The organism is Halomarina ordinaria (assembly GCF_030553305.1).
GTDB classification, from domain to species: Archaea; Halobacteriota; Halobacteria; order Halobacteriales; family Haloarculaceae; genus Halomarina; species Halomarina ordinaria.
This window is the reverse complement of record NZ_JARRAH010000001.1, coordinates 50,837-70,524: the sequence shown is the minus strand read 5'-3', so window position 1 is coordinate 70,524 and position 19,688 is coordinate 50,837. Positions and strand designations below refer to the sequence as shown.

Here is a 19,688-nt window from a genome sequence, read left to right as displayed (position 1 = left end):
GAGACGGTTCCGTGGGATTAAGGTCCGCCTCGGAGAAGGCAGAGGTATGAATGCAGGCGACCGCGTGCGCGTCGAGCGCGGCGACAGCGTCTACGAGGGCGTCCTCATGCCCTCCACGACGACCCAGGAGGTCGTCGTCAAGCTCGACGGCGGCTACAACGTCGGTATCGACCGCGACGGGAGCGACGTGACGGTGCTCGAGTCCGACGTCTACGAGGTCGGGGAGGGCGGCGAGCAGGAGACCTCGGCGGTCGCGTTCGACGACGACCTCCCGACCGTCGCGCTCATCTCGACCGGCGGGACCATCGCCTCGACGGTCGACTACCGGACCGGCGCGGTGACGGCGCAGTTCACCGCCGAGGACGTCCTCCGGGCCGTCCCGGACCTCGCCGGCCGGGCGAACTACCGCGGGCGCGTCGTCGCGAACATCCTCTCGGAGAACATGACGCCGGCCGTCTGGCGCGACCTCGCGCGGGCCGTCCACGAGGAGATCGAGGCGGGCGCCGACGGCGTCGTCGTGATGCACGGGACGGACACGATGCAGTACTCGGCGAGCGCGCTCGCGTTCATGCTCGACACGCCCGTGCCCGTCGTCTTCACGGGGAGCCAGCGCTCGGCCGACCGCCCCTCCTCGGACAACGTGATGAACGCCGTCTGCGCCGTCGAGGCCGCGAAGGCCGACTGCGCGGAGGTGCTGGTCTGTATGCACGCGAGCGAGAACGACGACCGCTGCGCGCTCCACCGCGGCACGCGCGTCCGCAAGAACCACACCTCCCGCCGGGACGCCTTCGAGACGGTCGGCAACGACCCCCTCGGGGTCGTCGACTACGACAGCGAGGCGGTGACGTTCGCCCGCGAGTACGAACCGCGCGGCGCGACCGACCTCGCGCTCGACGACGACCTGGAGGAGGAGGTGGAACTGCTGAAGTTCACCCCCGGCATGGACGAGGCGTTCCTCGACGTCTGCGAGGGGAAAGCGGGCGTCGTCGTCGAGGGGACGGGTCTCGGCCACGTCCACACCGACCTCATCGACCGCCTCGAGTCGATGGTCGACGACGGTACCGTCGTCGTGATGACGAGCCAGTGTCTGGAGGGGCGGGTCTGCGACCGCGTCTACGACACGGGCCGCGACCTGCTCGACGCGGGCGTCGTCGAGGGCGAGGACATGCTGCCGGGGACGGCGAAGGTGAAGCTCATGTGGGCGCTCGCCAACGCCGAGGCCGTCGAGGAGACGATGCGGACCCCGCTGGCGGGCGAACTGACCGCCCGGTCGGCGCCGTGGACGTGAGCGGCTTCGAGGTCCGACCGGCCCGGCCCGGGGACCGCGAGGCCGTCGTCTCGTTCACCGAGGACACGTGGGCCGACCGGGGGACGGGCGACTACATCGGCCGCGTCTTCGAGGAGTGGGTGGCGGGCGACGGCGACGGCCAGCGGACGCTCGTCCTCGACGCGGGGGACGACGTCGCCGGTATCTGTCAGGGCGTCCTCCTCTCGCCGACGGAGGCGTGGGCCCAGGGGATGCGCGTCAACCCCGCGTTCCGGGGGGAGGGCGTCAGCCTCGCCCTGACGCGGGCGGTGTTCGACTGGGCGGCCGGGGCGGGCGCGACGGTCTGTCGGAACATGGTCTTCTCGTGGAACGTCGCCGGCCTCGGCCAGTCGCGCGCGGCCGGGTTCGCCCCCGAGACGGAGTTCCGCTGGGCGCACCCGACACCCGACGCCGACGCGACCCCCGCCCACGACGTGGTCGCCGACCCCGCCGCGGCGTGGAGCTACTGGACCGACTCCCCCGCCCGCGAACACCTCCACGGCCTCGGCCTCGACACCGGCGAGTCGTGGGCGCTCTCGGAGGTCACCCGCGAGCGCCTCCGGGCGGCCGCCGACGAGGACGGCCTGTTCGTCGTGCAGGACGAGGGGACGCGCGCGATGGCGTACCGGACGAGAACCTACGAGCGACCGGACGACGAGGGGGGGAGCGAGCGGTGGGCGGAGTACGGCGTCGGCGCGTGGGACGCCTACGAGCACGCCGAGTCGCTGTTCGCGGGCGTCGCACGGGACGCGGCCCGCCTCGACGCCGACCGGACGCGCGTGCTCGTCCCGGAGACGGCACGGGTGGTCTCGGACGCGGCCTACGCCCGGGCGGGCATCAGCGACGAACCCGACTTCGTGCTCGCGGCCGACCTCACCGGGCGCTGACGACCGGTTACCCGCCGCTGACAGGTGGGAACATGGCGAGTTCGTCGTCTTCCGCGAGGACCGTCTCGTACCCCTCGTCGCTGACGAACGGGTTGTGCGTGTTCCTGAGCACCCTGATGTGCCCGCGGAGGTCGCCGTCGTCGTCGAGGACCTCCTCGCGCAGTTCGGGGTGACGCTCCAGCAGCGCGTCGAGCGCGTCGCCGAACGTCGCGCCCGCCTCCAGGTCGAGCGGGACCTCTCGCTCGCCGGCGGTCTCGGCGAGGTTGGCGAAGAGCTTCCAGTGCATGGTCGTCGATACCGACGGGCCACGGATATGTCTACCCGTCGCCGCCCCCGGTCAGTCGTCGGCCGTCGCCCGGTCGCGCAGCGGCGGCGTCCCCTGACCGTTCGCGGCCGCGTCGAGGCGGCGCAGCACGTCCGGTCGGGCGACGACGTACGCCGTCTCGCCGGCGGCGAGCGGCCGGTCGCGGTGGGGGACCGCCGTCACCCCCGCCTCGCCCGCGACGGCGACGACCGACCCCGCCAGGTCGCCGACCGCGAGGTCGCGGAGGGGGCTGTCCGGCCCGACGGTGACGACGCCGAGCGTCTCGTCGGCGGCGCGCAGGAGCGCGGCGAACTCCCGGTCCGAGCGGGCCGTCGCCGGGAGCGTGACGAGCCGGTAGCGCGTCGACGCGTCGAGCGATGCGGCGTCCGCGGCGTCGAGCGCGAGCGTGACGACGTCGCCGGCCGTCGCCCGGAGTTCGGCCGTCGTCACGAGCGACGGGGGGTCGTCGGTCCACACCTGGACGGCGTCGCCGGGGCTGGCCGTGAACGCCGGGTCCGCCCGCACCGCGACACCCGCGCTGCCGGGCGCCAGCGTCGGCCCGAGGCCGGCGACCCGACTGCCGAGCGCGAGGTACTCGACGTCCCCCTCCGGGGTGAGTTCGACGTCGACGCTCCCGACGCCGTAGTCGGCCTTCAGCCGGGTGACGAGCCGCGAGCGGAGTTCGTCGACGGTCAGTCCGCGGGGGAACGAGAGGGACTTGCCGGCGAGCTGGGCCGTCAGCTCCGGCGGCAGCGGGTCGTGCCCCTCGACGTCGGCTACCTCCTCGGGGAGCGTGACCGTGATGTTCCGACCGACGGAACGGACGATGCGCCCGACCTCCGTGAGGTCCTCCTCGACGACGGCGAGCGCGATGCGGTCGCCGAGCCGACCGCAGACGAGCGAGACGCCCGCCGCGAGGGCGAACAGCGTGACGTTCGCGAGCGCCGCCTCCCCGTCGACCGCCGCGTCGCGTTCGATGACGACGTCGAGCGCCGTCGTCGTGCTGAGCGCGAGGGCGACGACGCTCACCCCCGCGAGCACCGCGAGTCCCTCGGGAACCGGCCGGCGGGCGTACCAGCGGTGGCCGGCCCCCACGCCGGCGGCGATGGCCCCGGCCCCGGCGACGACCCCGACGCCGAACGCGACGTTCGCGCCGAACTGTGCGACGCCCTGGAACTGGGCCGCGAGCATCACCCCGCCACCTCCGCGAACCGGGACAGGGCGTCGCTCGCCCCGAGGGCGAACAGTTCGTCGCCGCTTCGCAGGCGCGTCTCGCCGTCGGGGACGAACCGCCACTCGCCGTCGCGGCGGACCGCGAGCACCGCGACGTCGTACTCCGCGCGGAGGTCGAGGTCGGCGAGCGAGCGGGCGGTCAGCGGGCCGTCGCCGACCGTGAGGCGACGGACGCGCCGACCGGCGCGCCGGAGGACGGCGAGGAGTTCGAACTCGCGGCGGGTGCCCCGCGCCTCGACGACGACGGTCGGGTCGGCGTCGCCGAGCAGCGTGCGGGCGTCGGCGCGCGAGACGGCGACCGTCAGCCGTCCCTCGCCGCCGGTGGCGGTCGGCGCGCTCGCCGACGAGGGGGTGTGGGCGTCGTCGTCCGCGTCGGTCGTGTCGGGGGCGCCGGTCGCGTCGTCCGCAGGGGCGGTGGAAGGGGTGTCGGCCCCCTCCGCGCCTCCGGTGGTCGAGCGCGCGCTCACCACGGTGCCCGCGACCCGTTCGTCGCCCGCTCGGAGCGTCACCTCGTCGCCGCGGGCGAGGCCGGTCGGGACGAGCGCGTCGAGCGAGACGGCGCGCTCGCCCGGCGGGACGCGCTTCGAAAGGCCCGAGAGTGGTGGCGCGGCGTCGACGCGCGCGCCGCCGCGTTCGTCGATGCGCACGACGGCGTCCGCGAGGTCGAACTCCGTCCGGAGGCGGTCGGCGACGCGCGCCTCCAGTTCCGAGAGCGGGAGGTCGCCGGGCAGTCGCCACTCGGTCTCGCGGATGCGGGCGCGGAGGGCGGGCGACAGCGGCGGGTAGCCCTCCATGTGGCCGACGTCGCCGACGACGTGGACGCGCACCTCGTCGCGGCCGCCGACGAGTTCGACGACGTCGGCCGAGAGGGTGCGCTCGCGCAGCGACCGCAGCGAGACGTGTCGGGGGAAGTCGGCGGCCATGGTGTCGCCGCGGGCGTGGGCGTACAGCGACATCATGATGATGACGACGATGGCGACGGCGACGCGCGCGCCGGAGGCGAGCACCGTCGGGTCGTTGAGCGCGAGCAGACCGCCGTTGACGCCCGCGATGGCGAGGCCGAGGACGACGACACCGAACCCGGGGATGGAGACGCCGGTGAAGTAGCGGACGACGAAACCGAGCAGCCACGACACCAGCGCGGGGATGACGCCCGTCAGCAGACCCAGGTAGATGCCGACGAGGACTTCGACGGGGAGGGAGGCCATTGCCCCTGCGTGGGGAGCGGGGTCATATATGGGTGGCGAACGGGACGTTTACGCCGCGAGGCGAGAGAGGGGACCCATGGCGCGAGCGGGAGCAGAGAGAGTAGCCGACGTCCGCAGACCACGGGTCGCGGTCCTGCTGACGGGTGTCGTCGCGGCCGTCGCCATCGTGACCGGCGTGGTCGCGCTCGTCGAGCAGGCCGCGCCGAGCACCGTCGTGCCGGTCTTCGGCTTCGTCCCGACCCCGCTCCGGCAGACCGCGGCGTTCGTCGGGACGCTCACCGGATTCACGTTGTTGCTCGCCGCCCACGGACTGCGGAGCGGCGGCCACCTCGCGTGGCTGGCGGCGGTCGTGTTGCTCCCCCTCGCCGCCCTCGCCGGCGTGCTCCAGGGGTCGCCGGTGACGGTTCCGGTGGTCGTCCTCGCGCTGGTCGCGCTGGCGGTGCTCGTGCGCACCCGGCGGGCGTTCAGTCGTCCGACGTCGCTGACCTCGACGCAACTGGCGGCCGTCGGTGCCATCGTCGCCTCGCAGACCTACGGCACCGTCGGGACGTGGGCGCTGCGCGACCAGTTCGGCGCGACCGTCACCAACCCCGTCGACGCCTTCTACTTCGCGCTGGTGACCGCGAGCACCGTCGGCTACGGCGACGTCTCCCCCGAGACGACCACCGCACGCCTGTTCGCGATGAGCGTCGTCGTCGTCGGCACGTCGAGTTTCGCCGTCGCGGCCGGTGCCCTGCTCGCCCCCCTCATCGAAGCTCGCTTCGCGAGCGCCCTCGGAACCATGTCCGACAGACGCCTCTCACTCATCGACGACCACCTCGTGGTCGCCGGCGCCGGCGACCTGACCGAACCGATACTCGAAGAACTCCTCGCCGCCGACGCCGAGTTCGTCGTCGTCGTCGAGAGCGCCGAGCGCGCGAACGCGCTCGCCGACCGCGACTGCCTCGTCCACGTCGGCGACCCGAGCGACGAGGAACCGCTGCGGACGGTGGGCATCGACCGCGCTCGCGCCTTCGTCGCGGCGACGGACGACGACGCGCACGACGCGCTCTCTATCCTCACCGCCCGCGAACTGAACCCGGACCTCCGCGTCGTCGCGGCCGCGACCGACCGCGAGAACGCGAAGAAGCTCAAGCGCGCCGGCGCGGACGCCGTCATCAGCCCCGCCGTCCTCGGCGGCCACCTGCTCGTCCGGAGCGCCCTCGGCAGCGGCGGGGTGGAGGAACTCGCCGAGCGACTCCTCGGGACCGACGGCGACGAGGCCGAAGCCGAAGCCGACCCGGGACGCTGAGCTGACCCCGGGGACGCAACACCGCCGCACCACGCCGGTCAGTCGTCGCTCTCGCGGGGCGGTGGGTCGGTCGGCGTCGCCTCGAGCGCCCGGTCGACGTGCGCGTCGACGTCGAGGACCGTCTCGAAGGCCAGCGCCAGCGCCGTCGAGAGCGACGGCGAACTCCCCGGCGTCGCGGTCACCTCGTGGTCGACCCAGCGCGTCGCGTCGGCGTCGTAGGTCGTCGACTCGACCACCTCGACCGCGTAGCCGACCTCCTGTCCGTCGTAACCGCTCGCGTACGGGACGACCGCCACCTCGACCCGCCCCGAGTGGTGCATCAGTCGAAGCTCTCGCGTTCCCATCACTGGACCGCGGAGAATCAACACCTCCCACCGGAATGCCGTCATCTACTGGTGGGTCGCGCGGAGTACGTTTCAAGCCCGCCGATGTTTGCGTCTGTTTCCCGCTGCAACAGTCGTACATGTAGCGTAGTATGACTGTTGCAGGCCGCCCGCGGGGTCACAGGCGGTGGTTACGGTCGAGGATGGTCACGTCACAGTCGAGGTGTGGGACGCGCTCGAAGGTCGGACGGGAGACGAAGCGGGAGGCCGCGCTCCGGTCGCGACTCGCCCCAATGATGACGAGGTCGTAGCCCGCGGCGTTCGCCGCCAGAAACGCCTCGATGGAGGCGCGCGCCACGCGCGTCTCGACGGGGACGTCGACCGTCTCGGCGATGTCCGCGAGCATCCCCTCGGCCGCCCGTCGGTCGCCCTCGTCGTCGATGCAGTGACAGACCGCCACGCGTCCGGTCGGGCCGGCCAGTCGGGCGGCGAAGTCGGCCATCTCGTGGGCGACGTCGCCGGTCTGCCGGACCGGGACGAGTACGCGCTTCCAGTGCGTCCGCTCGTCGCACGTACGGTGCACGAGCACGTCGACGTCGCCGCGAAAGAGGTCGCGGACGAACGGCGCGAGGCCGTCGCGGGCCGTCTCGTAGGGCGTCGCGACGAGGTCGCAGTTCGCCTCGTGGGCCGCGTCGAGGACCGTCCGCGCCGGTGAACCGCCCGCCTCGGCGACCATCACCTCGCAGGGGACACCCACGTGCGTCCGAATACGGGCCGCGCGCTGCTCGAGGTCGGTCGCCGCCTGCGCGGCCGCCCGACGCGTCCGCTCGCTCGCCGCGTCGACGGCGTCCGCGGACGAGCGCCCGCCGTCGGTCGCCGGCCGCGTCTCGTCGTCCGCCTCCGCCGCCTCGCGGTCGGCGTCGGTCACGAGGTCGAGCAGCACCACCTTCCCCGCGTCGTGGGCCGCGGCGAGGCGGGCACCGAGGACGGCCGTCGCGTCCGGAGCGTCGCCCCGCATCGGGACGAGCACGTGGTCGTCACCGCGTGTCGAGAGGTAGAGGTAGCGCGAGCGGGCGCTGTAGAGGTGGCGCCGCCAGAGGACGAACGCCACCGCGATGAGCGAACTGGAGGCGAAGATGCTCGCGACGTAGAGGAAGCGACCGTCGAACGCGAGGCCACTTCCGCCGGAGACGTCCGCCACGAGGACCAGCAGCGCGCTGGAGAACGCCGCCGGCTCCTCCACGTCGAACGCCCACGTCACCGCCCCCGTGAGGAAGACGGCGAGCGCGGCGCTCCCCGCGTGGACGTCCATCGGGTCGACGACGTAGACGTAGGTCCCGACGACGAACGCCGCCCAGCCACAGAGCGCGCCGACGGTGAGACCGACGACGAACCGGACGGGAGAGGAGTACTTGCCCCTGGGGTTCGCGAACAGCGTGTAGGCGCCGGCCGCGAGCGGGGGGAACAACAGGAACGAGAACCCCTCGAAGGTGTTCGACGCCTTCGTGACGAGCGCGAGCAACAGGGGGACGAGGACGAGCGCCGAGAGGTGGACGAGGTTGTGCGTGGCTTCGAGCCACGCGCGGAACTCGCGGAGTTCGCGCCGTTCGACGCGGCGCAGTCGGGCGAGCAGTCGGCGGAGCCGTCCTCGAATCACGACAGTACGTCGGTCGAGCGGCCGTATTGGGTGTTTCGTCTACAGCTCGGTCGCCGCCGTCAGCGCGATGCGGATGGCGCGCTCGACGTTGTCCTTCGCCTTCTCGGGGAGTTCCTCGCCCTCGGTCTCGCCCTTCTGGGTCCCCTCGACGAGGTTGCCGTCGACGGTGCAGATGGCGCCGGCGCGGAGGCCCTTGCGTCGGGCGAGCGTGAAGACCGCGGCAGCCTCCATCTCGACGGCGAGCAGGCCGGCGTCCTCCCAGTCGCGGACGTAGGCGTCGTCCTCGGCGTAGAAGGCGTCGTCGCTGGCGATGGGGCCGACGTGGACGTCCTCGTCGTTCGCTTCGGCCCCGTCGACGAGCGCCGTCAGCACCTCGTAGTCGGGGACCGCGGGGTACTCGACGGCCTCGTAGCGCCTGGTCGTCCCCTCGTTCTTCGCCGCGCCGGTGGCGACGACCATGTCGCCGATCTCGATGCCGGACTGGAGCGCACCGGTGGTGCCGACGCGGACGAACGTCTCACAGCCCACGTTCGAGAGTTCCTCGACGGCGATGGCCGCGGAGGGACAGCCGATACCCGTCGAGCAGATGGTGAGGTCGCGGCCCTCGAACGTCGCGTTGACGACCTTGTACTCGCGGTTCTCCGCGACGACCGTCGAGTCGTCGCACTGGGCGGCGATGCGGTCGACGCGACCCGGGTCGCCGGGAACGAGCGCGATGTCGTTGACGTCGCCCGGTTCACAGAGGATGTGGGGCTGTTTCGCCATACCCCCGCCTCCGGCCGGGCGGGTAAAAGCCCGCGGAATCGTCCCGTCCCGTTCCATCTGGTCCCGTCGCTCACTCCGACTCGACGTCCGACCCGACGAGGGCGTCGAGGCGCTCGTGGTCGAGCGTCGGGCGCGTCCCGGGCGCGCTCGCGACGAGGGCGCCGCAGGCGTTGGCGACGGCGAGCGCGCGGGCGTAGTCGCCGTCGTCGAGGAGCGCCGCGAGGAAGCCGGCGGCGAAGGCGTCGCCCGCGCCCGTCGAGTCGACCGCCTCGACTGGGTAGCCGGGGTGAGTGACGCGGCCGTCGGGCGACTCGACGGTGGCGCCGCCCGCGCCGTGTTTCGTGACCACGACCTGGTCGGGCACCCGCTCGCGGCGCTGTTCGGCCTCGCGGCTGTTGAGGAAGACCACGTCGGCGTGCGAGAGCGCCGCAGAGTAGTCCCGCGCCGAGAGACGGCGACCGGGGTCGAAGCTGACGCGCAGGCCCGCCTCGCGGGCGCGTTCGGCGAGGCGGGCGGCCGTCTCGGGGTGCTGGCCCGTCAGGTGGAGGTAGTCGGCGCGCGCGAGGTACTCCCCGGGGACGTGCTCGGCGGCGTACGACTCGTTGACCCCGTGGGTGCCGAGGACGTACGTCTCGCCGTCCGGCGTGACGAGGAGGTACTTCACGGCGGTCATCCCCTCGACGACGCGGACGCCACGCGTGTCGACGCCCGCGGCCACCAGTTCCTCGCGGGTGTCGACGCCGTCGCGGTCGTCGCCGACACTTCCGACGAGGCCGACGTCCACGTCGAGGCGAGCGAGGTGGGTGGCGACGTTCGCGGCGCTCCCGCCGCCCCCCTCGCGCCGGTCGCGGATGGTGGCCTCGGCGTCCGGTCCGGGGAGGGCGTCCACGAACAGGGTGACGTCCCAGTTGACGTGTCCGGCGCAGACGACGCGCATACTCCACGCCGGGGGGCGACGGGGCAAAACCCTGCTGACTCCCGCTCAGTGGACCAGCGCGGCCGCGACAGTCGGCGTCGGGTCGGCCATCGTGAAGAGGACGAGGTTGTGCGCGCCGGGACCGAGGCCGACGGCGGTGACGGCCGCGAGCAGGAGCCACCCCGCCGTCGGGTCCTCCTCGACGTACTCCGCGAGGACGGTGACGACGACGAGCGCGAGCGCCACCTTCACGAGGACGAACAGCCACGCCGCGCCGAGATAGGGCTCGGTGGGGAGGGCCGCCCCGACGTCGATGATGACCTGTGAGAGCGGCGTCTGCTCGCCGAACCCGAGGACGTCGATGCCGACGGCGGTGGAGACGCCGTCGAGGGTGTGCGCGAAGACGCCGAGGAAGCCCGCGGCGCCGACGATTCGCCCGACGTCCGGGCGGACCTGCAGGAGGCCGACCCACGCGACGAGGGCGGCGACGAGCGCGGCGAGCAACCCGATGGCGGGCCAGAGCGCCCGGACCGGTGGGGTGGCGAACGCGACGACGAACGAGAGGCCGAGGACGGCGCTCATCGCACCCAGCCCCGCGACGAGCAGGACGGCCGTCCCGAACCGGGCGTCGGGGCTGGCGAGCGAGGCGAGCGCCCAGACGACCCCCATCACCGCGAAGGTGGTGAGGTAGACCGTCGGCGACCCGAACAGCGGTTCGACGGGGTCGAGGACGGCGTCGACCTGGTAGAGCGCGTAGAGGCCGGCGCCCGTCACCATCCACGGTGCGAACGCGAGGACGGTCACCTCCGTCACCGCCGGGCGGGCCACCGCCAGCGCCCCGCCCGCGAGCGCGAGCGCCGCGAGGACGGCGAGGAGGTACGGGAGCGGTGGCAGTGCGAACCCGGCCGGGAGGAACATACAGGGCGGGGGGACCGACCGCTCGTAAAGCTTTACTATCGGTTTTTGTACCGGGAGTCGCTGGGTGGGGTATGAACCGCGAGGAGGTCGCCGCCCGCATCGACCACACCGTCCTCGGTCCCGAGACGACGCTCGCCGACGTCGAGCGCGTCGTGCGCGAGGCCGAGACCCACGGCATGAACGTCTGCATCCCCCCGTGTTACCTCGCCGAGGTGGACACCGACGTCACCGTCGCCACCGTCGTCGGCTTCCCCCACGGCCAGCACGCGACGGTCGTCAAGCGCGACGAGGCGGAGACCGCCTGGCGCGACGGCGCCGACGAACTCGACGTGGTCGTCAACGTCGGCCGGTTGACGGCCGGCGAGGACGACGTCGTCCGCGAGGACCTCGCCGAAGTCGTCGCGGCGACGCCGCTGCCCGTGAAGGTCATCGTCGAGACGGCGCTCCTGAACGACGACGAGAAACACCGCGCCTGCGAGGCGGCCGTCGCGGCGGACGCCGCGATGGTCAAGACCTCGACCGGGTTCGCCGACGGGGGCGCGACCGTCGCGGACGTCGAACTGATGAGCGAGTACCTCCCGGTGAAGGCCAGCGGCGGGGTAGGGAGCTACGAGGAGGCGGTGGCGATGGTCGAGGCGGGCGCCGAGCGCATCGGGGCGTCCTCCGGCGTCGCCATCGTGGAGGGTGCGCCAGAGCGCTAGGCGGTTTCGAGAGCGACCAGGTCGGTGCCCTCGTCGTCCGTCACCGGGACGTAGAGGGCGCCGTCGCCGGCCGAAACGTCGGGACCGACCCGCCCGCCGAGGTCCACCGAGAACCGCTCGCCGGTCCCCTCCGGGTCGAGCGCGTGGAGGCGGTCCCCGCCGACGTACACCGTGTCGTCGACGACGGCGGGGACGCCGGCTCGTTCGCCGAGGTGGTGCGCCCAGTGTTCCTCGCCGGAGTCACTGTCGAGGGCGTGGAGGGTAGAACCATCGACGGCGTACACGTAGGCGTCGGTGTAGGCCACCCCGAACCGGAAGTCCGCGACGCCCTCCGCGCGCCAGACCGTCTCGCCGCCGTGGTCGAGCGCGCGCAGGGTGTCGTCCACCTCGGTGACGTAGGCGTAGTCGCGGCCGAGGGTGACCGGTGCCTCGATGGACGCCCGGAGGGTTCGCCGCCAGACACCGGTGCCGTCGCGTTCGAGGACGTACACTTCACCGGCCTGCGTCGTCGTGGTCGGGGACCGGGTGGTACCGAGTGCCGGAGCGTTCACCGTGCCGTACAGCCGCCGTGACCGGCGTTCCTCGCCGGTTTCGGCGTCGAGAGCGCGGACGTACTCGCCGTTGCCGACGACGAGTTCCTCACCGCCGACCGTCGCGGGCGGGGTGAATCGCTCGTCCGCGGACCGGGACCACAGTTCTTCACCAGTCACGGCGTCGAGTGCCCGCAGGTCGGTCTCGACGGGGACGTACGCCGTCGCGTTCCGGACGAGCGGCACGCCGACCCACGACGGTTCGGTCGGGGCGGTCCACAGTTCCTCCCCCTCCATCGCGTCGAGGACGACCAGTTCCCCCGGGGCCGAGACGAAGACCTGCCCGTTGCTCACGGTGGGTGCGCGTCCCTCCTGGACCGGGTAGCGCCACCGCACCCGCGCGTCGTCGCGAGGGGCGCTCCCGCGGTAGTCCCAGCGGGTGTTCGACGCGTCGAACCCGGGACTCGACCACTGACCGTCGCTCCCGAAGGCGTGGTGCTCCGGGGGCGGCGGCGGGCCGTCGGTACCGGGCGTCGTGTACGTCGGTCGGTCGCTGCCGAGGGCGTCGACACATCCGCCGAGGGCACCGAGTCCGAGCGCACTCGAATGCGCGAGGAACCGTCGTCTGGAGGGCATCGTCCGAGTGCGTAGGTGTCTATCTGCAAATACGTTCGGGTCACAGACAGCTCACCCTCCGCGGAACGCCGCGCTTTTGCCCGCGCGCGACCGAACGCGAGTATCGATGGCCCGCTACCACATCGAGACGTACGGCTGTACCTCGAACCAGGGGGAGAGCCGCATCATCGAGCAGGCGCTCCGCGACGGCGGGCATCACCCCGCGGGCGGCGTCGAGGAGGCCGACGTGGCCATCCTCAACACCTGCACCGTGGTCGAGAAGACCGAACGCAACATGCTCCGGCGGGCCGAGGAACTCGAACGCGAGACGGCCGACCTCATCGTCACCGGCTGCATGGCGCTGGCGCAGGGCGAGCAGTTCCGCGAGGCCGGCCTCGACGCGCGGGTCCTCCACTGGGACGACGTCCCCGGCGCGGTGCTGAACGGCGAGTGCCCGACGCCGACGCCCGACTCGGAACCCGTCCTCGACGGCGTCGTCGGCATCCTCCCCATCGCCCGGGGGTGCATGAGCGACTGCTCGTACTGCATCACGAAGCACGCGACGGGCAAGATAGACTCCCCGCCGGTCGAGGAGAACGTCGAGAAGGCGCGCGCGCTCGTCCACGCGGGCGCGAAGGAGATACGCGTCACCGGCCAGGACACCGGCGTCTACGGCTGGGACACGGGCGAACGGAAGCTCCACACGCTCCTCGACCGCATCTGCGACATCGAGGGCGACTTCCGGGTGCGCGTCGGGATGGCGAACCCGAAGGGGGTCCACGGCATCCGCGAGGAACTGGCCGAGGTGTTCGCCGAGAACGAGAAGCTCTACAACTTCCTGCACATCCCCGTCCAGTCGGGGTCGAACGACGTCCTCGGCGACATGCGCCGCCAGCACCAGGTCCGCGAGTTCGTCGAGGTAGTCGAGACGTTCGACCGCCACCTCGACCACTGGACGCTCTCGACGGACTTCATCGTCGGCTTCCCCACGGAGACCGACGAGGACCACCGCGAGAGCCTCGACCTGTTCGAGCGGGTCCGCCCGGAGAAGGTGAACGTCACCCGGTTCTCGAAGCGTCCCGGGACGGACGCCGCGGCGATGAAGGGCCTCGGCGGGACGCTGAAGAAGGAGCGCTCGAAGGAGATGGTCGACCTGAAGATGGACGTCGTGGGGGCGGCCCACGAGTCGATGGTCGGCGAGACCCACGAGGTGCTCGTCGTAGAGGAGGGCACCGGCGACTCCGTGAAGTGCTACGACGAGGCCTACCGACAGGTCGTCCTCACGAACGCGAGCGAACGCGGCCTCGAACCGGGCCAGTTCCACGAGGTCGAGATAACGAGCGCGGAGACGGTCTACTGCTTCGGCGACCTCGTCTGAGCGTCGCTCGTCCGCCGAACCCCGCGACGACGACCGTTCCTCACTCGCCTGCGAGGGTCTCTACAGCGAACTGAAACGGACGTCGTAGCCACGGGAAAGCCGACGCCGGCCTCCCGAGCAGACGACGGTATGCGTCCCCGAGGACGGACCCTCCTGAAAGCCAGCGCGCTCGCCCTCTCGGCCGGTCTCGCCGGCTGTCTCGACGGCTTCGGGATGGACGACGACTCGGACTCAGAACGACCCCGCGAACTCGGCATCGGTGAGGACCCGCGGGTGGTCCGGGTACGCGAGCAGTATCCCCGACTCGCTCGCAGCCGTCCGGTAGGCCTCGTACGCGGGGACGGAGGTGCCATCGAACTCGACGGTCTCGGTCCCGCGCGACCCCCCGAAGACCGCCCAGTCGGTCTCCTTCTCCTTGTCGAACCAGCAGACCATCCGCACGTCGCGTTCGTCGACGTACGCGAAGAACGCCGTTATCCACTCGTCCTTCAGGTCGGGCCGGTAGCCGTCGCCGTAGCGCGAGGAGCAGGCACACTCGGTGAACGCGAGCGGTTTGTCCGAGACCTCGCGGACGTTCTCGACCATCGCGTCGTACACACCGTCCGGCTGCTTCCACCCACCCCAGGCGTCCCAGTTGTAGCCGTGGACGCCGACCCAGTCGACGTACGCGTCGCCGGGGTAGTAACGGTCGATGCCGACGGGTTCGTCCGCCCAGTTCCAGCGGCTCCCGTTGTTGACGGACCACACCCACCGGAGGTGGTCGGGGGTGAGGTCGGCGCTCACCCGGTCGTAGACGGTCCGCCACATCGCGACGTAGTCCTCGGACGTCGACTCGCCGTCGGAGGCGTCCCAGGGGACCCAGTCGCCGTTCATCTCCGGGGCGAACGTGAGGTAGAGCCGTCGGTCCGGCCCCTCGTCGGGGCGGAGCCACCGCGTCAGCGCGCTGGTCCAGTCGTCGAGTGGGTCGTCGTAGCGCCCCCCGGCGACGTCTGCCTCGACGGTCGGCGGCGTCGCCTCGCGCGACACGAAGTACGGCTGCCAGACGACGTTCGGGACGCTCCCGCGCTCCCAGACGTAGGTGAGCATCCCGTGGACGAAGGCTTCGATGGCGGCCGTGGGCTGTCCCACGTCGGCGAAGAGCGTGACGACGGCGCTGGGTCCGTCCTGCCACGCCTCGAAGGCGTCGAAGTGGCCGTCGTCGACGGACGGTGGCGATGTACCGATCAGCGTCCGACCGTCGCGGGGGTCGAAGGTCCGGGCGGGTCGTTCCTTCTGTTCCGGTCGCTCCGACGGTTCGTCCTCGGTCACGTCGGTCCGGGACGGGATGGCGCGTATGCGCGTGCCAGACACCGACTCGTGGAGGCCGACCAGTCCGACCGCCGCGCCCGCCACCCCTCCACACGCTTTCACGTACTGCCGTCTGTCCATCTATCCAGACATCACCCGCACGGGCCATTGTTATTCTCGCGTTAGAGAGATACAGGCTCGAACGTCCGGGATATATCCGCTGCTAACAATGAATCCAGATTCGTAATGACGTCGTAGATGACTACACTGGAAGACGCGTTCGCTCCGGACACCGACATACTCGCACCGGAGTTCGTCAAAGAAGGGACCTCGGTCGGCGGTGGAGTCGATACGCTGCACGGCTGTCCCGCCTGCGGGGCCGGTACCGTCAGCCGGCGACCGGTGGTCGAACACCCCGTCTGTGGCTACCTTGCGCTCGAAGAGTCGCCCGCGGAGCCGGACTGTCCGAAGTGCGGGGAGAGGCCGGCAGCGGCCAGCGGCAGTCCCCTCGTCACAGTCGGCGTGGTGTTCCGCTGTGACGTCTGCGACGCGACGTACGATGTCGACCCGAAACGGACGGCGCCGTCGTCCCGGTGTCGGTAATCCATGCGAGTACGTGCATACGCGACGGGACTTGTCGTAGCGATGGTACTGACCGGTATTGCGTTCACTATCGGCCTCGTGTTCTACTCACCGCTAGTGTTCCTCGCTGGAATCGTGACCACGAGCGCAGTCGGACTGGTAGTGGTCGTGTCGCTCGTGGGAGGGACCAGTGCTAACAGCCTGTTTGAGCGGCGGTATTCGGTACAACCATCCGTCGTTGCTCCCGTCGCTGTAACAGCCGTCCTGCTCTACGGGATATGGAAACTCGATGCGCTCTCACCTCTGTCGACGGTATACGCGACGTTGACCGTTGTGTCGGTTACGGTTCTGCTACAGTTTCTACTCCGCCATCGCGACCCCAGCATATCGCACCGGTTCGAGATTCCACTCTGGCCCATGGTCGTGTTATCACCGATGGTGGGCGGACTTGTACTCACGTACTGGGAGGCTCAGACACCAGTCTATATCGCTGGGTTACTGTTCCTCGGGCTGATCTACTTGTTGATCTGCGCAGCGTTGCTGGTTCCCCTCGCAGTCGTTCAGAAGAGTACACACGTTCGGAGCCCACCGCTCAACGAGCCGTTTCCGACGGTTAGCGTGCTGATACCCGCATACAACGAAGCGGGGTACGTTGGACCCTGTATCGAGGCCGTCTTGGATAGCGACTATCCCGACCAGCGCCTCGAAATCGTCGTCGTCAACGACGGTAGTTCCGACGGGACGTACGAGGAAGCCGCCCAGTACCGGGACCGCGGGGTGTCGGTCTACCACAAGTCGAACGGCGGGAAGCACTCGGCGCTCAATTACGGACTGCTCTGTTCGACCGGCGAGTACGTCGTCGCCATCGACGCTGATAGCCATGTCACACCCACCGCAATCACGCGGCTAGTTCGAGACCTGGAAGCGCACCCCGGGGCTGGTGCCGTCGCGGGGAACGTCAAGGTGACCAACCGGGACAACGTGGTTACGTGGCTACAGTCACTGGAGTATATCGTCAGCATCAACACATTCCGACGGATGTTCGGACTTCTCGGTTCTGTGCCCGTCATACCGGGGTGTCTCGGGGGGTTCCGACGGGAAGCGCTCGAGGACGTGTTCGGCTACGACCCGGACACGGTGACTGAGGATTACGACGTGACCGTCCAGCTCATCAAACACGGCTGGCGAGTCAAAACGAGTGAGGCCACTGTGTCGACAGAAGCGCCGTTCACGTGGCGTGACCTCTACCGCCAGCGGCTCCGATGGTATCAGGGGAGTTTCCAGACGATGTTCAAGCACGTCGATGTCTTCGCCGACGACCGTTCGAGGCTTCTCCACCGATTCGTCTTCCCGTTCACGCTCCTCTCGTCAGTCTTCCTCCCGTTAGTAACGCTCTCTGTGCTGATACTCGTTCCAACCTGGATACGTCAGGGTCGCGTGGATGAGATAGCGACCGTACTTTCGTTGTTCTTCGTCCTGATGGTCGCAATCGTCGGTGTTGCCCTCACGCTTGAGGCAGAGACGCCTCGTCACCTGCTATACGCTCCACTCGCGTTCACGGTCTACCGAGTCTTTCTCTCCGCGGTCGTTATCAGGGGGCTGATTGCGGCCGTCCTCGACACGGACGGCGATTGGCAGCACGTACGCCGTCTCGCCCAAGAGCGGAGAACTCGATAGAAGATAGCCCGTACCAGCACGCGTATTCGACCTCAGTCGGCCTCGCCGAACTCCCCGCGGTCGGGTCCGACGCGCTCGCCGTCCTTCCACTCGCCCAGTTCCCGCGGGTCGACGTGGACGAACACGTCGTCGACCTCGTCGATGTCGCCGATGGTCGCGACGATGGCCGTCTCGATGTCGTGGGCCTCGCGGACCGTCCGCTTGCCCTCGACCTCGACGTGCAGGCTCACGTCTATCTCCGGGCCGACGTAGTGTGCGACGACGTCGTGGACGCCCTCGACGTCGGGATGGGAGAGCGCGCGGGCGACGATCTCGTCCTGGAGGTCCTCGGGCGGGGCGGCGCCGACGAGGTAGGCGACGTTGTCGCGGACGATGTCGAGGCCGGTGTAGAGGATGCCGAGGGCGACCACCGCACCCGCGAGCGGGTCGAGCACCGGGAGGCCGACGCTCGCGCCGAGGACGCCGGCCAGCGCGGCCAGCGCGGTGAGGATGTCGGCGCGGTTGTCGAGCGCCGCCGCGCGGAGGGCGGGCGAGCGGTGGACCTCGGCCGCCCGGAGGCAGTAGCGATAGAGGAGGTACTTCGCGCCCGCGCCGCCCGCGAGGACGGCGACCGCGAGGACACCGGGGGCGCCCGTGGTCCCGCCGGCGAGCGCCGCCTCCAGCGACTGCCAGAGGACGGCCCCGCCGGCGGCGAAGAGGCCGAGGGCGACGAACAGCGAGACGAACGGTTCGATGCGCTCGTGGCCGTGCGGGTGGACCTCGTCGGGCGGCTGGGTCGTGACGTAGAGCCCCGCGACGATGACGAGACTGTAGACGGCGTCGCCGAGGCTATTGACGGCCTCCGAACCGACCGCGAGGCTCCCCGTCGAGACGTAGACGCCGCCCTTCGCGAGCGCGAGCAGCGCGTTGACCCCGAGGACGACGAGGCCCACGCGGCGGAGGGCGGCGACGCGGTCCATGTACTGCCCCGTATGCGAAGGGGGCTAAAGACGCTTCGCGTTCATCCGTCGAATCCGGCGTTTAGATGCGTCGAAACGGCGGTTCAGTCGAAGTCGACGCGGACCGCCCCGGTCTCCGTCACCGTCGCGTCCGACTGGGCGGCGAACGCCTCGTGGACGCGGTCGTACGTCTCCTCGACGGCCTCGACGATGACCTTCGTCCCCGAGACGACGGGCATGAAGTTCGTGTCGCCCTCCCAGCGGGGGACGACGTGCGTGTGGAGGTGGTCCGCGACCGACCCGCCGGCGGGACCGCCGAGGTTCAGGCCGGCGTTGAACGCGTCGGGACCGAGGGCGTCCTCGATAGCGTCGAACGTCCGCTGTTTCAGACGGGCGTGGTCGAGGAGGGTCGCGTCGTCGAGGGCACGGTAGTCGCCGGCGTGGTCGTAGGGGATGACCATCGCGTGGCCGGGGTTGTAGGGGTAGTTGTTGAGGAGGACGAAGGCGTGCGCCGAGCGAGCCACGACGAGGGTCTCCCGGTCGTCGCCACGTTCGGGCAGGCGACAGAAGACACACCCTTCGTCCGCCTCCGCCGACGCCGAATCGTCGCGCTCGACCCACTCGATGCGCCACGGGGCGACTAGTTGCTCCATACCGGCGCGACGAGGGGCGGGGCGTAAAACGTACGCATTCGACGGTTTCGTCGCACCGGAGCTCCTTTTAAAGGTATTGGCCTGTTTCCATCCGAGAGCGACGAAACGTCACGAGCAACAATATTGAACAGTCTAAGTCCCTCTCGATTCGTCACTCTGAAAACCGAACGACGGAAGTCGATTTCAGCTGTAAACAACCCCCAACGACTCTCGGTTTTTATACCCCCGACGGGAGTACGCCGTGTCGATGGCAGCAACACGAAATCAATCGGACGACATGAACGAGGGCTGTGCGGAGTGCGGCCGTGAGACTCCCCACGGCGTCCGCCTCGAGATACGCACCGAGAGCCAGAAGTCGGAGAACGCACAGTTCTCGCGCGAGCCCTACCGTGTCAGCACCTGCCGGGTATGCGGGACGGAGACGGCGCTGCGCATGAACAACGCGTAGCGTACCTGACGCACTCCGGGTGGTTTTCGGGACGTGTACCGTGACGTCGCTCACCGTGGACCGGACGGTCC

The 19,688-nt window shown here is 70.5% G+C and carries 20 protein-coding genes; 8 read left to right on the top strand and 12 right to left on the bottom strand.

What is annotated here, in order from left to right; genetic code table 11:
• The first annotated feature begins 46 nt into the window (after positions 1-46).
• Together gatD and P1Y20_RS00350 are read left to right on the top strand one after the other, a co-directional pair.
• Positions 47-1,288 carry a Glu-tRNA(Gln) amidotransferase subunit GatD gene (gene gatD / locus P1Y20_RS00355; protein ID WP_304446663.1) on the top strand — a complete coding sequence of 414 codons (1,242 nt, stop codon included), beginning with the start codon at positions 47-49 and terminating at the stop codon, positions 1,286-1,288.
• Complete coding sequence (locus P1Y20_RS00350; RefSeq protein ID WP_379736761.1) at positions 1,279-2,193, top strand: GNAT family N-acetyltransferase; 915 nt, start codon at positions 1,279-1,281, stop codon at positions 2,191-2,193. The genes gatD and P1Y20_RS00350 overlap by 10 nt, the downstream gene beginning before the upstream one ends.
• Positions 2,194-2,200: 7 nt before the next feature.
• Here the strand turns inward: P1Y20_RS00350 and P1Y20_RS00345 are convergent, their stop codons facing one another.
• The 3 genes from P1Y20_RS00345 to P1Y20_RS00335 are packed head-to-tail and all read right to left on the bottom strand — an operon-like array spanning position 2,201 to position 4,938.
• The gene (locus P1Y20_RS00345; RefSeq protein WP_304446661.1) at positions 2,201-2,479 is read right to left on the bottom strand and encodes a ubiquitin-like small modifier protein 1; all 279 of its coding nucleotides are present in this window, start codon (positions 2,477-2,479) and stop codon (positions 2,201-2,203) included.
• Positions 2,480-2,530: 51 nt separating this feature from the next.
• Positions 2,531-3,688 carry a DUF8167 domain-containing protein gene (locus P1Y20_RS00340; protein ID WP_304446660.1) on the bottom strand — a complete coding sequence of 386 codons (1,158 nt, stop codon included), beginning with the start codon at positions 3,686-3,688 and terminating at the stop codon, positions 2,531-2,533.
• Positions 3,688-4,938, bottom strand: a complete 1,251-nt coding sequence (locus P1Y20_RS00335) for a TrkA C-terminal domain-containing protein (RefSeq protein WP_304446659.1) — start codon at positions 4,936-4,938, stop codon at positions 3,688-3,690. The genes P1Y20_RS00340 and P1Y20_RS00335 overlap by 1 nt, the downstream gene beginning before the upstream one ends.
• A 76-nt stretch (positions 4,939-5,014) precedes the next feature.
• On the opposite strand from P1Y20_RS00335, the gene P1Y20_RS00330 reads away from it, so the two are divergent.
• Complete coding sequence (locus P1Y20_RS00330) at positions 5,015-6,229, top strand: NAD-binding protein (protein WP_304446658.1); 1,215 nt, start codon at positions 5,015-5,017, stop codon at positions 6,227-6,229.
• A gap of 38 nt (positions 6,230-6,267) precedes the next feature.
• Here P1Y20_RS00330 and P1Y20_RS00325 read toward each other — a convergent pair whose 3' ends face one another.
• From P1Y20_RS00325 to P1Y20_RS00305, 5 genes are all read right to left on the bottom strand, one after another.
• Positions 6,268-6,573 carry a hypothetical protein gene (locus tag P1Y20_RS00325; protein WP_304446657.1) on the bottom strand — a complete coding sequence of 102 codons (306 nt, stop codon included), beginning with the start codon at positions 6,571-6,573 and terminating at the stop codon, positions 6,268-6,270.
• A gap of 157 nt (positions 6,574-6,730) precedes the next feature.
• A complete protein-coding gene (locus P1Y20_RS00320) occupies positions 6,731-8,206 on the bottom strand; it encodes an HPP family protein (protein ID WP_304449447.1) in 1,476 nt (491 codons plus the stop codon).
• 42 nt (positions 8,207-8,248) lie between these two features.
• Positions 8,249-8,974 carry a guanosine phosphorylase gene (locus P1Y20_RS00315; protein ID WP_304446656.1) on the bottom strand — a complete coding sequence of 242 codons (726 nt, stop codon included), beginning with the start codon at positions 8,972-8,974 and terminating at the stop codon, positions 8,249-8,251.
• Positions 8,975-9,044: 70 nt separating this feature from the next.
• A complete protein-coding gene (locus P1Y20_RS00310) occupies positions 9,045-9,911 on the bottom strand; it encodes an ATP-dependent ribose-1-phosphate kinase (protein WP_304446655.1) in 867 nt (288 codons plus the stop codon).
• Positions 9,912-9,956: 45 nt separating this feature from the next.
• The gene (locus tag P1Y20_RS00305; protein ID WP_304446654.1) at positions 9,957-10,808 is read right to left on the bottom strand and encodes a DUF63 family protein; all 852 of its coding nucleotides are present in this window, start codon (positions 10,806-10,808) and stop codon (positions 9,957-9,959) included.
• A 71-nt stretch (positions 10,809-10,879) separates the two neighbouring features.
• Between P1Y20_RS00305 and deoC the strand changes: the two genes are divergently transcribed.
• Positions 10,880-11,509, top strand: a complete 630-nt coding sequence (gene deoC, locus P1Y20_RS00300; protein WP_304446653.1) for a deoxyribose-phosphate aldolase — start codon at positions 10,880-10,882, stop codon at positions 11,507-11,509.
• Here deoC and P1Y20_RS00295 read toward each other — a convergent pair.
• Positions 11,506-12,675, bottom strand: coding sequence for an outer membrane protein assembly factor BamB family protein (locus P1Y20_RS00295; RefSeq protein WP_304446652.1), 1,170 nt, complete (start codon positions 12,673-12,675; stop codon positions 11,506-11,508). The genes deoC and P1Y20_RS00295 overlap by 4 nt on opposite strands.
• A gap of 106 nt (positions 12,676-12,781) precedes the next feature.
• Here P1Y20_RS00295 and P1Y20_RS00290 point away from each other — a divergent pair, with 106 nt between their 5' ends.
• Positions 12,782-14,032 (top strand): tRNA (N(6)-L-threonylcarbamoyladenosine(37)-C(2))-methylthiotransferase, encoded by a 1,251-nt coding sequence (locus tag P1Y20_RS00290; RefSeq protein WP_304446651.1) that lies wholly within the window; start codon positions 12,782-12,784, stop codon positions 14,030-14,032.
• A gap of 231 nt (positions 14,033-14,263) precedes the next feature.
• On the opposite strand, the gene P1Y20_RS00285 is transcribed toward P1Y20_RS00290, so the two are convergent.
• Positions 14,264-15,460: a glycoside hydrolase family 26 protein gene (locus P1Y20_RS00285; protein ID WP_304446650.1), complete on the bottom strand. Its 1,197-nt coding sequence runs from the start codon at positions 15,458-15,460 to the stop codon at positions 14,264-14,266.
• A gap of 117 nt (positions 15,461-15,577) precedes the next feature.
• Here P1Y20_RS00285 and P1Y20_RS00280 point away from each other — a divergent pair, with 117 nt between their 5' ends.
• Positions 15,578-15,922: a hypothetical protein gene (locus tag P1Y20_RS00280; RefSeq protein WP_304446649.1), complete on the top strand. Its 345-nt coding sequence runs from the start codon at positions 15,578-15,580 to the stop codon at positions 15,920-15,922.
• Between the two features lie 42 nt (positions 15,923-15,964).
• Positions 15,965-17,578 carry a glycosyltransferase family 2 protein gene (locus tag P1Y20_RS00275; protein WP_304446648.1) on the top strand — a complete coding sequence of 538 codons (1,614 nt, stop codon included), beginning with the start codon at positions 15,965-15,967 and terminating at the stop codon, positions 17,576-17,578.
• A 32-nt stretch (positions 17,579-17,610) separates the two neighbouring features.
• Here P1Y20_RS00275 and P1Y20_RS00270 read toward each other — a convergent pair whose 3' ends face one another.
• Both P1Y20_RS00270 and P1Y20_RS00265 read right to left on the bottom strand, forming a co-directional pair.
• Positions 17,611-18,537, bottom strand: coding sequence for a cation diffusion facilitator family transporter (locus tag P1Y20_RS00270; RefSeq protein ID WP_304446647.1), 927 nt, complete (start codon positions 18,535-18,537; stop codon positions 17,611-17,613).
• Positions 18,538-18,620: 83 nt separating this feature from the next.
• Complete coding sequence (locus P1Y20_RS00265) at positions 18,621-19,169, bottom strand: HIT family protein (protein WP_304446646.1); 549 nt, start codon at positions 19,167-19,169, stop codon at positions 18,621-18,623.
• 247 nt (positions 19,170-19,416) lie between these two features.
• Between P1Y20_RS00265 and P1Y20_RS00260 the strand changes: the two genes are divergently transcribed.
• Complete coding sequence (locus tag P1Y20_RS00260; RefSeq protein WP_304446645.1) at positions 19,417-19,617, top strand: DUF7835 family putative zinc beta-ribbon protein; 201 nt, start codon at positions 19,417-19,419, stop codon at positions 19,615-19,617.
• The last annotated feature ends 71 nt before the right edge of the window (positions 19,618-19,688 follow it).

Bases quoted from the DNA above. Each gene is read 5' to 3' on its own strand.
- P1Y20_RS00285 (WP_304446650.1), bottom strand. From the start codon at position 15,460: ATGGACAGACGGCAGTACGTGAAAGCGTGTGGAGGGGTGGCGGGCGCG.
- P1Y20_RS00260 (WP_304446645.1), top strand. From the start codon at position 19,417: ATGGCAGCAACACGAAATCAATCGGACGACATGAACGAGGGCTGTGCG.
- gatD (WP_304446663.1), top strand. From the start codon at position 47: ATGAATGCAGGCGACCGCGTGCGCGTCGAGCGCGGCGACAGCGTCTAC.
- P1Y20_RS00265 (WP_304446646.1), bottom strand. From the start codon at position 19,169: ATGGAGCAACTAGTCGCCCCGTGGCGCATCGAGTGGGTCGAGCGCGAC.
- P1Y20_RS00310 (WP_304446655.1), bottom strand. From the start codon at position 9,911: ATGCGCGTCGTCTGCGCCGGACACGTCAACTGGGACGTCACCCTGTTC.
- P1Y20_RS00340 (WP_304446660.1), bottom strand. From the start codon at position 3,688: ATGCTCGCGGCCCAGTTCCAGGGCGTCGCACAGTTCGGCGCGAACGTC.
- P1Y20_RS00345 (WP_304446661.1), bottom strand. From the start codon at position 2,479: ATGCACTGGAAGCTCTTCGCCAACCTCGCCGAGACCGCCGGCGAGCGA.
- P1Y20_RS00335 (WP_304446659.1), bottom strand. From the start codon at position 4,938: ATGGCCTCCCTCCCCGTCGAAGTCCTCGTCGGCATCTACCTGGGTCTG.
- P1Y20_RS00270 (WP_304446647.1), bottom strand. From the start codon at position 18,537: ATGGACCGCGTCGCCGCCCTCCGCCGCGTGGGCCTCGTCGTCCTCGGG.
- P1Y20_RS00315 (WP_304446656.1), bottom strand. From the start codon at position 8,974: ATGGCGAAACAGCCCCACATCCTCTGTGAACCGGGCGACGTCAACGAC.
- deoC (WP_304446653.1), top strand. From the start codon at position 10,880: ATGAACCGCGAGGAGGTCGCCGCCCGCATCGACCACACCGTCCTCGGT.
- P1Y20_RS00325 (WP_304446657.1), bottom strand. From the start codon at position 6,573: ATGGGAACGCGAGAGCTTCGACTGATGCACCACTCGGGGCGGGTCGAG.
- P1Y20_RS00275 (WP_304446648.1), top strand. From the start codon at position 15,965: ATGGTACTGACCGGTATTGCGTTCACTATCGGCCTCGTGTTCTACTCA.
- P1Y20_RS00330 (WP_304446658.1), top strand. From the start codon at position 5,015: ATGGCGCGAGCGGGAGCAGAGAGAGTAGCCGACGTCCGCAGACCACGG.
- P1Y20_RS00305 (WP_304446654.1), bottom strand. From the start codon at position 10,808: ATGTTCCTCCCGGCCGGGTTCGCACTGCCACCGCTCCCGTACCTCCTC.
- P1Y20_RS00295 (WP_304446652.1), bottom strand. From the start codon at position 12,675: ATGCCCTCCAGACGACGGTTCCTCGCGCATTCGAGTGCGCTCGGACTC.
- P1Y20_RS00290 (WP_304446651.1), top strand. From the start codon at position 12,782: ATGGCCCGCTACCACATCGAGACGTACGGCTGTACCTCGAACCAGGGG.
- P1Y20_RS00280 (WP_304446649.1), top strand. From the start codon at position 15,578: ATGACTACACTGGAAGACGCGTTCGCTCCGGACACCGACATACTCGCA.